Origin of the sequence: Pedobacter frigiditerrae (assembly GCF_004331645.1) — a bacterium.
GTDB classification, from domain to species: domain Bacteria; phylum Bacteroidota; class Bacteroidia; order Sphingobacteriales; family Sphingobacteriaceae; genus Pedobacter; species Pedobacter frigiditerrae.
In genome coordinates, this window is record NZ_SJSK01000002.1 from 1,007,408 (window position 1) to 1,020,127 (window position 12,720).

At 36.5% G+C, this 12,720-nt stretch carries 10 protein-coding genes and 1 tRNA gene; 8 read left to right on the forward strand and 3 right to left on the reverse strand.

Annotated features, from left to right (window positions below; genetic code table 11):
- Window positions 1–191 precede the first annotated feature (191 nt).
- The 3 genes from EZ428_RS11105 to EZ428_RS11115 form a co-directional block, all read right to left on the reverse strand.
- Window positions 192–265, reverse strand: a tRNA-Arg gene (locus EZ428_RS11105).
- A gap of 512 nt (window positions 266–777) precedes the next feature.
- Window positions 778–1,242: a redoxin domain-containing protein gene (locus EZ428_RS11110; RefSeq protein WP_131553209.1), complete on the reverse strand. Its 465-nt coding sequence runs from the start codon at window positions 1,240–1,242 to the stop codon at window positions 778–780.
- Window positions 1,243–1,339: 97 nt separating this feature from the next.
- Window positions 1,340–2,257, reverse strand: a complete 918-nt coding sequence (locus tag EZ428_RS11115; protein ID WP_131553210.1) for an SDR family oxidoreductase — start codon at window positions 2,255–2,257, stop codon at window positions 1,340–1,342.
- Window positions 2,258–2,408: 151 nt separating this feature from the next.
- Between EZ428_RS11115 and atpD the strand changes: the two genes are divergently transcribed.
- The 8 genes from atpD to ilvC all read left to right on the forward strand — a co-directional run bounded on the left by atpD (window position 2,409) and on the right by ilvC (window position 12,718).
- Entirely contained in the window at window positions 2,409–3,911 is a 1,503-nt protein-coding gene (atpD, locus tag EZ428_RS11120) for a F0F1 ATP synthase subunit beta (RefSeq protein WP_131553211.1), read from the forward strand.
- 114 nt (window positions 3,912–4,025) lie between these two features.
- Entirely contained in the window at window positions 4,026–4,271 is a 246-nt protein-coding gene (gene atpC, locus EZ428_RS11125; protein WP_131553212.1) for an ATP synthase F1 subunit epsilon, read from the forward strand.
- Between the two features lie 956 nt (window positions 4,272–5,227).
- A complete protein-coding gene (locus EZ428_RS11130) occupies window positions 5,228–6,118 on the forward strand; it encodes a branched-chain amino acid transaminase (RefSeq protein ID WP_131553213.1) in 891 nt (296 codons plus the stop codon).
- Window positions 6,119–6,201: 83 nt separating this feature from the next.
- Window positions 6,202–7,884, forward strand: coding sequence for a dihydroxy-acid dehydratase (gene ilvD, locus EZ428_RS11135; protein ID WP_131553214.1), 1,683 nt, complete (start codon window positions 6,202–6,204; stop codon window positions 7,882–7,884).
- 46 nt (window positions 7,885–7,930) lie between these two features.
- Window positions 7,931–8,500: an ORF6N domain-containing protein gene (locus EZ428_RS11140; protein WP_131553215.1), complete on the forward strand. Its 570-nt coding sequence runs from the start codon at window positions 7,931–7,933 to the stop codon at window positions 8,498–8,500.
- A gap of 22 nt (window positions 8,501–8,522) precedes the next feature.
- Window positions 8,523–10,271, forward strand: coding sequence for a biosynthetic-type acetolactate synthase large subunit (ilvB, locus tag EZ428_RS11145; protein ID WP_131553216.1), 1,749 nt, complete (start codon window positions 8,523–8,525; stop codon window positions 10,269–10,271).
- A 47-nt stretch (window positions 10,272–10,318) separates the two neighbouring features.
- On the forward strand, window positions 10,319–10,921 hold the full coding sequence (ilvN, locus tag EZ428_RS11150) for an acetolactate synthase small subunit (RefSeq protein WP_131553217.1): 603 nt from the start codon (window positions 10,319–10,321) through the stop codon (window positions 10,919–10,921).
- Window positions 10,922–11,236: 315 nt separating this feature from the next.
- The gene (gene ilvC / locus EZ428_RS11155; RefSeq protein WP_131553218.1) at window positions 11,237–12,718 is read left to right on the forward strand and encodes a ketol-acid reductoisomerase; all 1,482 of its coding nucleotides are present in this window, start codon (window positions 11,237–11,239) and stop codon (window positions 12,716–12,718) included.
- Window positions 12,719–12,720: the final 2 nt, after the last annotated feature.

The window sequence follows — 12,720 nt, forward strand, 5'->3', positions numbered from 1 at the left end:
CGGGTAAAGGTTAATTCTTGACGGGTTTGATCGCAGATGGTGCAGATATGGATCGCAGAAAAGGCGCAGATTTTAACGCTGAATAGATGCTGAGCTAGTTCTTATTGTAGTTTCTAGCATTTCGGTTGGTGAGACCAACCCATAGAAATTGAAGGCATAAAAAAGCCAGGCTTAAATTAAGTCTGGCTTTGTGCACTTGTAGGGATTCGAACCCCAAACCTTCTCATCCGTAGTGAGATGCTCTATCCAATTGAGCTACAAATGCATTTCCGTTTCGTTAACGGACTGCAAAAGTAACGTTTCAAAATTAATTTCGCAATTTTTTATTATAAATATTTAAAAAGGTAAACCAATGCAACTTTTTTAATCGAAAAGCATGGTCAATGCTACTATTAATGTCAGTCCCGCCAATCGCTTTACTTCGCCCAGCAAACGCTTGGGCTTCGTGTTCGCTAATGTCGGGTTTAGAAAGCAAGTTCCTATGCAAAAGCCAATGTTTTTAAACCCGATTGCAGTGGATCCCGATTCTACAGCTGGAATTGCAATGGAAAGCCGCAGAGGGCAATGTTATTAATTTAAGCACATTGGCTGTCAGTCTGAGGGTAGTCGACCTTTTGATGGTCAAAAACAAAAATAATTTGTCCTTCGACTACGCTCAGGATGACAATTATTTTTGTTTTCTCCCTAACTTAACATTGCCCAAAAGAATTCTTTTGGCAAGAGACCGAATGCTAATAATAGCAATGATTCCACTTTCAAACTAGGGCGACAAAACTCTTACCCTGCAACAATGGCTTTAATTTTCTCAAAATCTGGCAAATCTCCTGCAGATTCTAATACTTCTGCATAAGTAATTACACCTTCTTCATTTATAACGAAGGCTGCTCTTTTAGAAACACCTTTTAAATTGAATACAAACTCATCATAAAAAGCACCATAAGCTTTAGAGGCATCTTTATTGAAATCTGATAATAAAGGGAACTGATAAGATTGGTCTTCCTTAAATTTAGCCAATGTAAATGGAGAATCAACTGAAATGCCAACAACTGCAGCATTCATACCTTCGTAATAACCAAAGCTATCTCTCATGGTACAAAGTTGCGTGGTACAGGTACCTGTAAAGGCCATCGGAAAAAAGTGAACCACTAATTTCTGGCCTTTATAATCTGCTAACGAAACTTCTTTTAGTTCTGAACTAAATAATTTAAAATCTGGGGCTTTATCGCCTACTTGTAGTGACATATTTTTTTGGTTAACTGTTGAAATTGGTTAAATGGTTAATTGTTGTTCTTTATAAAAAACGAAAGACGATAAACGAAAAACGACAGACGAAAATAGACTATTGACCCCCGACTAAGGACTTCATCTGTCTATCCATTATTTCTATTCCTTCTTCAAAGCTATGCGGATGATAATTTAATTCAGTCATTGCTTTGTCTAAAATAAAACCAGTTTTTAAAGGTCTCTTGGCGGCTTGATTTAAGGTGGCTGCGCTAACCTCATTAATCAAGCTTTTATCCAATTTATAAAAATCGGCCACTCTGTAAACCAATTCCACCACACTCATCATGTCCTTTCCAGAAATATGGAATATGCCTTGAGCTTCCGTCTCAACCGCTAACAAACAGGCGTCTGCTAAATCTTCTGCAAAGGTTGGCATTCGGTATTGGTTGTTTACTATATTAAGTGGATTTCCCTTTTCTAATGCACTCTTTGCCCAAAGCACAATATTACTTCTACTCATGTCACTTACTATTCCGTACACTAAGATGGTACGTAATATTGCGCATTTAGCATTTGATGTTATTACTAACTCTTCTGCCTGCAGTTTAGTTTCTCCATAATAACTTACCGGATTAGGCTTTGCGGCTTCATCATAAGGCCCGTCTGCACCATCAAACACAAAATCGGTAGATAAATGGATAAAATGGATGTTAAATTCTTCACAAAGTGAAACTAAAGTTTGTGTTGCGATTACATTCAATTGATAGGCTGCTTCTCTTTCTATATGACAGGTATCCACATTGGTCATTGCCGCGGTATGAATAATGCCATCGGGTTTATATTGCTCAATAACGGTTCTTACTTGAATAGGATTTAAGATATCCATCTCCGCATAAACATACCCATCATTAAAAGGAAAACGATCTGCTCCTTTCGAAGTGGCAATCAGATTTACACATTTCTCTATTCTAATTTTCTCTGTTATTTTCTGACCTAAGAGCCCATTTGAGCCTGTAACTAATATGGTTTTCATACTTGCTAAAATATCAATAAATAAACTGTGGAAAAACTTTTAATTTATATATAAAATTTTACCGAAAAACTCTTAGCTTTGCAGACCGAAATACAAGCGTTGAAAAACGCCTTTAACATTTTGATTTTTATAATTTTATCAAAAACAATATATGCCTAACATTGGAAAAATAGCGCAGATTATAGGACCGGTAGTTGACGTAAGTTTTGCTAACGATGCCCATTTACCTAAAATTTTCTCTGCATTAGAGATTACTAAAGAAAACGGACAAAAGATCGTTTTAGAAGTTCAGCAACACCTTGGTGAAGACCGTGTACGTGCCATTTCGATGGATTCTACAGATGGTTTGGTACGTGGTATGGATGCAGTAGATACTGGTGCACCTATCAAAATGCCTGTTGGAGATCAAATTAAAGGTCGTTTATTTAACGTAGTTGGTGATGCTATTGACGGTATTACTGCTGTTGATAAAACTGGCGGTCGTCCAATTCACAATGCTCCTCCTCGTTTCGAAGATCTATCTACTGAAACTGAAGTACTTTTTACAGGCATTAAGGTTATCGATTTATTAGAGCCTTATGCTAAAGGTGGTAAAATTGGCTTGTTCGGTGGTGCTGGTGTTGGTAAAACTGTATTGATCATGGAGTTGGTAAACAACATCGCTAAAGCTTATGCTGGTTTATCAGTATTTGCTGGTGTGGGTGAGCGTACTCGTGAGGGTAACGATTTACTACGTGAGTTTATCGAATCTGGCGTAATTAACTATGGTGATGAATTCTTACACTCAATGGAAAAAGGTGGTTGGGATTTATCAGCTGTTGATACAGAAAAATTAAAAGAATCAAAAGCAACATTGGTATTCGGTCAAATGAACGAGCCTCCTGGTGCACGTGCTCGTGTAGCATTATCAGGGTTAACAGTTGCAGAATATTTCCGTGATGGTGATGGCGAAGGCGCTGGGAAAGATATCCTTTTCTTCGTTGATAACATCTTCCGTTTCACTCAGGCAGGTTCTGAGGTGTCGGCACTATTAGGTCGTATGCCATCTGCGGTAGGTTACCAACCAACATTGGCAACTGAGATGGGTTTAATGCAAGAGCGTATTACTTCAACTAAACGTGGTTCAATTACATCTGTGCAAGCAGTATATGTACCTGCGGATGATTTAACTGACCCTGCACCCGCTACAACTTTTGCCCACTTAGATGCAACTACAGTACTTTCTCGTAAAATTGCTGAGTTAGGTATTTATCCTGCGGTAGATCCATTAGATTCTACTTCACGTATCCTTTCTCCTGCTGTTTTAGGTGATGAGCATTACAACACCGCTCAACGTGTGAAAGAAACTTTACAACGCTATAAAGAATTACAAGATATCATCGCGATTTTAGGTATGGACGAATTATCTGAGGAAGATAAATTGACGGTATCTAGAGCTCGTCGTGTTCAACGTTTCTTATCTCAACCTTTCCACGTAGCTGAGCAATTTACAGGCTTAAAAGGTGTGTTGGTTGACATTAAAGATACCATCAAAGGATTTAACATGATCATGGATGGTGAAGTTGATGAATATCCTGAAGCTGCATTTAACTTAGTTGGTAGCATCGAAGAAGCTATCGAAAAGGGTAAAAAATTATTAGCAGAATCAAACTAGTATATAGTAGTTAGTACTTAGTATAGAGATATTATCTTGCCTAAGTACTAATTTATTAAATTCATTTAGTGGATTAGTCTAACTACTAACTACTAAATACTAACTACTAAAAGTATGACTTTAGAAATATTAACTCCAGATAAAAAAGTTTTCGAAGGCGATGTAACTGCGGTTACCGTTCCAGGAACTTTAGGTTCTTTTCAAATTTTGAAAGACCACGCTCCTATTATCTCTACTTTAGAAGATGGTCCGGTAATTATTAAAGGAAGCACAGGCGAAGAAATCTTTAACATTAAAGGTGGCGTTGTTGAGGTTCTGGATAATAAAATAATCGTATTAGCAGAAGCAGTAGTAGCTTAAGCTTTTACAAAACGTTTCAAAAGCCTTCTCGAATTTCGGGGAGGCTTTTTTGTTATACCTCATTTTTAAAACAATATAAGAAATAACTGCCTGCGGCAGGCAGGTTAGGTTGTTGGTTTAACTGCAAAGAGGCAAAGAGCGCAAAGTTTTTTTTATTTTTGCCATTAACTTTTATACTGTTGATTATAAATTTCTTAAGGTGCTCTAACCTGCCGGCATAAACCTTATCCCTTTGCATTGATCCTAGCGTTTGCAATTATAGCCAAGTAATTAATAAAAAAAGAAGGGGAAATAAGAAGGTATTTCTTTTCATAATTAACTTATCGAATACCCATAATAAGGCAACCCCTGAGAGGAAAGCCCGTATTAATTTATCCTTGACAGACATCATTTTCTTATATACCACAAGATACCCGATATGGTAAAGGTGCTAACCTATAAAGTTGTTATTATGAAGTAGGCTAACTAAAAATCTGTTAGGAAATTAGCGCTTCTAAAAAATGAATTCTTAAGCAGTTTTTTTATTGTTTTTTCAATTTCACGCCGAAAATCGGCAAATTACAATGCAAGCATAATAAACAGACCGAATACCGTTTTCATATTTAGTCTACACCTTGCCACGGTATCAATTGCACAACCTATTAATATCAATATTATATTTTGATATATTTAATAAATCAGAATTAAATTTTTTTTAATTTATTTTGCAATAAGCCTTGCTAGTTTCTGAACTAAAAACTAAATTGGTTTTTATAAAACAATGACAATGTACAACCCAAGAATTTTAACTTTAAGTATTACAAATAGAGCAGACTACACGTCTACTTTATATGTCATTCTTATTATTATTCTGCTACTAAGTAAGCAGCCGGGGACGTTATAGAATGATTATTTAATACTCACAATATACCTAAAGCGTCCCAATCAAAAGGGACGCTTTTTTTAAATAAGAAAAAATGGAATATTATAACTCAAAAACGGTGATTTATTTAGACGGTGAGTTTGTTAAGGCACAAGATGCTAAAACAGATTTATACGGACAATCGCTACATTATGGTTATGCAGCATTTGAAGGCATAAGAGCTTACAAAACACATAATGCAACTAGGGTTTTCAAAATCAAAGAACATTACGATAGACTGCAGCGCTCATGTGAGCTAATGCATATTCCTTTCCCATGGGATAAAAACGAGTTAATTAAACAGACTTACAGATTGTTGGAAATCAATAATTTTAAGGATGCTTATATCCGTCCATTGGTTTATTGCCCACCAAGTATGTCATTGGTTGCACCAACTGAATCATCAATTATGATTTGTGCTTGGGATTGGGCTTCTTATTTTGGAGACAAAAAATTAAAGGTTTGTATTTCTAGCTATCAAAGACCTAATCCCAAATCAACCTATGTTGAAGCAAAGGCTAGTGGGCATTATGTAAATTCTATTTTAGCTACAACCGAAGCTAAAAGTAAAGGATTTGATGAAGCATTGCTTTTAGACATGAACGAAAATGTAGCTGAAGCTCCAGGTGCAAATATTTTCATAGAAAAGGATGGCAAATTATATACACCTGCTTTAGGGCACATTTTAGCAGGAATTACTCGTGCAACGGTAATTGAACTTTGTAAAGTATTAGATATAGAAGTAATTGAAAAAGCAATTAGTGTAGATGAATTGAAAGCTGCAGATAGTGTTTTCTTTTGCGGTACAGCAGCAGAAATTGTAGGCGTACATACCATAGATGATGTGGTTTTTAGACAAAGATGGAATGACAGCATCGGTTGCACTATCCAAAGAGCCTATAAAAATCTAGTGCTCGAAAAAGTAAATTATGAAGTAATAATATAGATGTGAGTATTGAGAAGTGAGATATGAGATAGGTTGCCTAGCAACATTATAACCTTTAAACATTACAACCTTACAACAACCAAATGAACGAAATCAACAAATACAGTAAAACATTTACACAAGACCCAACCCAACCAGCAGCACAAGCCATGCTTTACGGCATTGGATTAACTGACGACGATATGCGCAAAGCCCAAGTTGGTATTGCAAGTATGGGTTATGATGGCAACACTTGTAACATGCACCTTAATGATTTAGCAGCGGATGTTAAAAAAGGTGTTTGGAAAAATGATTTGGTGGGTTTGGTTTTCAATACCATTGGTGTAAGCGATGGAATGAGCAATGGCACCGACGGTATGCGGTATTCATTAGTTAGCCGTGATGTAATTGCAGATAGTATTGAAACCATTTGTGGTGGACAATATTATGATGGTATTATTTCAATTCCTGGTTGCGATAAAAATATGCCCGGTGCTATTATGGCTATGGCTCGTTTAGACCGCCCATCAATTATGGTTTATGGCGGAACAATTGCCCCAGGCCATTATAAAGGTGAAGAATTAAACATCGTTTCTGCTTTTGAAGCATTGGGACAAAAAATATGTGGAAATCTTTCTGAGGAAGATTATCAAGGAATCATTAAACATACTTGTCCGGGTGCTGGTGCTTGTGGTGGTATGTATACTGCAAATACCATGGCATCTGCTATTGAGGCTTTAGGAATGAGCTTACCTTATTCTTCTTCAAATCCAGCTATTAGTGAAGAGAAAAAACAAGAGTGCTTAGATGCAGGAAAGTATATCAAGATCTTATTAGAAAAAGATATCAAACCAAGTGATATTATGACGAGAAAAGCATTTGAGAATGCGATTCGTTCTATTATCATATTGGGTGGAAGTACAAATGCGGTGTTGCACTTTATTGCAATGGGTAAAGCTATCAGTGTGGAAATTACACAAGATGACTTCCAAAAAATGAGTGATGTAACTCCAGTACTTGCCGACTTTAAACCAAGTGGAAAATATTTGATGCAGGATTTGCACCAATATGGAGGTATCCCTGCAGTATTGAAATATTTGTTAGACGAAGGTTTATTACACGGTGATTGCTTAACTGTAACCGGAAAAACTGTAGCTGAAAACTTGGCTGATGTGAAATCGATTATGGATTACGACCAAAAGATTATCCATAAACTAAATGATCCAATAAAGGCAACTGGTCACTTGCAAATTTTATACGGAAACTTAGCTGAAAAAGGTTCAGTGGCCAAAATCTCTGGTAAAGAAGGAGAGAAATTTGAAGGACCGGCACGTGTATTTGATGGGGAGCATGATTTAATTGCAGGTATTTCTAGCGGTCGCGTTCAGCCTGGTGATGTAATCGTTATTAAGAATTCTGGTCCTGTTGGCGCTCCAGGTATGCCAGAAATGTTAAAGCCAACCTCAGCAATTATTGGCGCTGGGTTAGGAAAATCCGTTGCCTTAATTACCGATGGCCGTTTTTCTGGAGGCACACACGGTTTTGTGGTTGGCCACATTACGCCAGAATCTTACAAAGGTGGCTTAATTGGCTTGGTTGAAGATGAAGATAGAATTTTAATCGACGCAGTGAATAACATCATTAGCTTACAAGTTAGCGAGGAAGTTATTGCTGAACGAAGAAAAAAATATGTTCAGCCTGCATTAAAGGTTACAAAAGGAGTTTTATATAAATATGCTAAAACAGTATCAGACGCAGCTAGCGGTTGTGTAACTGATGAATATTAAATTTTAAGTCATCCCGACAATAAATTAATATTTAAACGAGAACTATATGCAAATTATTAAAAGCATTGAAAGTAGAATTTATGTAATTCGGGGTGAAAGAGTAATGTTAGATTTTGATTTAGCATCACTTTATGAAGTTGAAACAAGAGTATTAAATCAAGCAGTAAAGCGTAACATACAGCGTTTTCCAGAAGATTTTATGTTTCAATTAACAAAAGAAGAGTTTGAAAACAATAAACAAAACTTGTCATCACAAATTGTGACGACAAACGAATCAAACTTGATATCACAATTTGTGACATCAAGTTATGGAGGCACTAGAAAATTGCCATATGCTTTTACAGAACAAGGTATAGCTATGTTAAGTGGTGTTTTAAAAAGTGAAAAGGCAATTAATATGAACATTGCTATTATGAGAGCTTTTGTATCCGTTCGGAAGATTTTGCTTAAGCAAAGCAATATTAATGAACAGTTACTAGAAATTAAAGAGCGTCTTGGAGAGCATGATGTTCAATTAAATGAGCTTTATGATGCAATGGACAATATGCTAGATGAAAAAATTGCTCAATTGAAGTGGAAAGACAGAGAGAGAATTGGGTTTAAAATAAAAGAATAGTACAACGAGTAAAGATATAATTATGGATACTGCACAAGAAACAATACAAAAACCCGAGGCAAAAGCAGAAACTAAAACTTTTGTAGAAGTTACAGGCTCTGTAGCCTTATTAGAAGGATTAATTGCTGAAGGAACTGATGTCATTTTTGGATATCCAGGTGGTGCAATTATGCCAATTTACGATGCGCTTTACGATTATAAAGAAAAGCTTAACCATATTTTAGTACGTCATGAGCAAGGTGGTATTCATGCTGGTCAAGGTTATGCTCGTAGCTCGGGCAAAGTTGGTGTGGTTTTCGCTACTAGTGGCCCAGGCGCAACCAATTTAGTAACTGGTTTAGCAGATGCTCAAATAGATAGCACTCCCCTAGTTTGTATTACAGGACAAGTTTTCGCACACCTTTTAGGTACCGATGCTTTTCAAGAAACCGATGTAATTAACATTACTACCCCAGTTACCAAATGGAATTATCAAGTTACTGATGCTAAAGAAATACCTAGTGTTTTAGCTAAAGCATTTTACATTGCTCGTACTGGCAGGCCAGGTCCAGTTTTAATAGACATTACCAAAAATGCTCAGATGCAATTGTTTAATTACGAGGGTTATATTCCTTGTAACCACATTCGCAGTTACAGACCAAAACCAATCATTCGTAATGAATATATTGTAGAAGCTGCCAAATTAATTAACTCAGCTAAAAAACCATTTATCTTGTTTGGCCAAGGTGTTTTATTGGGCAAGGCCGAAGAAGAATTTCAAGCTTTTGTAGAAAAAAGTGGCATTCCGGCAGCTTGGACAATTTTAGGTGCAGGCGCAATTCCAACTGACCATGAATTAAACGTAGGGATGTTAGGTATGCATGGTAACTACGGACCAAACGTTTTAACAAATGAATGTGATGTATTAATTGCAATAGGGATGCGTTTTGACGACCGAGTAACTGGTCGCTTAGATAAATATGCAAAACAAGCCAAGTTGGTTCATTTAGATATTGACCCAGCTGAAATTGATAAAAATGTAAAAGCAACCGTACCAGTTTGGGGAGATTGTAAAGATACTTTACCTCTTTTAACTGAGCTAGTTGATGAGAAAAAACATACTGAATGGTTAGCTAAGTTTAGAGAATATACCAAAGCTGAAGTTGATGCTGTTATTGAAGCAGAGCTAAACCCAACTGGTGATGAATTGACCATGGGTGAAGTAATTAACCAATTAAATATTTTAACTAAAGGTGAAGCGATAATCGTGACTGATGTTGGTCAGCACCAAATGGTTGCTTGTCGTTATGCTAAGTTTAACAATACGCGTAGTAATGTAACTAGTGGTGGATTAGGCACTATGGGTTTTGGTTTGCCAGCTGCAATTGGTGCAAAATATGGTGCTCCAGATAAAACAGTTGTAGCTGTTATTGGCGATGGCGGTTTCCAAATGACTTTACAAGAATTAGGCACTATCATGCAATTTGGTGCTGATGTGAAAATTATGATTTTAAACAATCGTTTCTTAGGAATGGTTCGTCAGTGGCAAGAATTATTTAATGAGAAACGCTATTCTTTTGTAGATATTACTAGTCCTGATTTTGTTAAACTAGCAGATTCTTATTACATCGCTGCCAAGAGAGTTTCAGACCGCGATGATTTAGTAAGCTCGTTAGTAGAAATGCTTAACTATAAAGGCTCGTACTTATTAGAGGTAATGGTAACAAAAGAAAATAATGTTTTTCCGATGGTACCGCAAGGTTGTAGTGTAAGTGAAATTAGATTAAAATAACCCCCCAACCCCCTAAATGGGAGTTTATAAAATAAAAAATTGTTACTATGAGTACAGAAAACAATAAACAAGAATTTACGATAACCGTTTATACCGAAAATCAAATTGGCTTATTAAACAGGATTGCGATTATTTTTTCGCGTAGGAAAATTAATATAGAAAGCTTAAATGTTTCTCCATCTGAAATTGAGCACATCCATCGTTTTAACATTGTTATTCACGAAACAGAAGATGTGGTAAGAAAACTGGGTCGTCAGATTGAAAAGCAAATTGAAGTTTTAAAGGTTTACTACAATACTAACGAAGATATCATTTGGCAAGAGATGGCGCTTTATAAAGTACCTACCGAAGAAATTGCTGAAAAGGTATTGGTAGAGCGCTTGCTGCGTGAACATGGTGCTCGTGTGGTAGTGATTAGAAAAGATTATACTGTTTTTGAAACCACTGGACACAGAGAAGAGACTGATAAATTAATAGAAGTTTTGCAGCCTCATGGCTTAATTGAGTTTGTACGTAGCGCAAGGGTTGCAATTATTAAGGACAGCGAGGGCTTTAATGCTAAACTAAGAGAATTTGAACGTGAAGAACCTGGCCAGGATGTGATTGAAAATGAGTACTTGGATAAGGGACAGAAGGTTTTTACCATGTAGAAAAGTATTTAGTAGTTAGTAATTAGTATCTAGATAGAGAAAGGCTAAAGACTAAAGCGAGATGCAGCATTTGAAACACAGACCGCTGTACAATAAACCCGATAGCAGTGGAAACAAATTTTTCATTTGTTGAAACGAACCTGCCTGCCGGCAGGTAGATAGCGGGACTGCAGCAGATAACAACTAAGACTTTCATTTTCAAAAAGACTAATGACCAAAGTTGAAGGTTTAAAGTTAAAACGAGAGACCAGAAACAAACAACGAAACAAAACGATAAAGAAACTAGAAATCAACCAAAAAAATAGATAAAAAACAATGGCAAATTATTTTAACACACTACCTCTAAGAGAAAAATTAAACCAATTGGGCGTATGCGACTTTATGGACAGTTCTGAATTTTTGGACGGCGTAAATGCATTAAAAGGCAAAAAATTGGTAATTGTAGGTTGTGGCGCACAAGGCCTAAATCAGGGTTTAAACTTAAGAGATAGTGGTTTAGATGTTTCTTACACCTTACGTGCGGCAGCAATTGAAAGCAAAAGAGATTCATGGAAAAATGCAACTGAGAACAACTTTAAAGTTGGTACTTACGAAGAATTAATTCCGACAGCTGATGTGGTGATTAACTTAACTCCTGATAAACAACACACTGCTGTAGTTAGTGCAATTATGCCTTTAATGAAAGAAGGTGCCACTTTGTCTTATTCTCACGGTTTTAACATTGTTGAAGAAGGAACGCAAATACGTAAAGATTTAACTGTTATCATGGTTGCACCAAAGTGCCCAGGTAGTGAAGTTAGAGCTGAATATGTAAGAGGCTTCGGTGTGCCAACGCTAATTGCTGTTCACCCAGAGAATGACCCACAAGGAAAAGGATTGGCACAAGCAAAAGCTTATTGTGTTGGTACTGGTGGCCATAAAGCTGGTGTACTAAAATCTTCTTTTGTTGCCGAAGTAAAATCTGATTTAATGGGTGAGCAAACCATTCTTTGTGGTTTATTGCAAACTGGTTCTATCTTATCTTTTGATAAAATGGTAGAAAAAGGAATTAATGCTGGTTATGCTTCTAAATTGGTTCAATATGGTGTAGAGGTAATTACCGAAGCTTTAAAGCAAGGTGGAATTACTGCCATGATGGACAGATTGAGCAATGTTGCAAAGATCAAAGCTTTCGAAATCTCAGAAGAATTGAAAGATATCATGCGTCCATTGTTCCAAAAACACCAAGATGATATCATGAGTGGCGAATTTAGTCGTATCATGATGGAAGATTGGGCTAATGGTGATAAAAACCTATTGGCTTGGAGAGCTGAAACTGGTGAAACTGCTTTTGAAAAAACACCTGCTGGTGATGTTAAAATTGGCGAACAAGAATATTTCGACAATTACACTTTAATGGTTGCTTTTGTAAGGGCTGGTGTTGAATTAGCTTTTGAAACCATGGTTGATGCGGGTATTAAACCAGAATCTGCTTATTACGAATCATTACACGAAACACCACTAATTGCAAATACCATTGCTCGTAAGAAGTTGTTCGAAATGAACCGTGTAATATCTGATACTGCTGAATATGGTTGTTATTTATTTGACCAAGCTTGTAAACCATTATTAAGCGACTTTATGAAAAAAGTAGATACTGATTTAGTTGGTAAAAACTTTAATGAAGGTAAAGATGGTGCGGTTGATAACAGAACGCTGATTGAAGTTAATGAAGCTATTCGTTCTCATCAAGTAGAACAAATTGGAGCTACTTTGCGTAAAGCGATGACTGCAATGAAAGCAATTAAAACAGCCTAGTA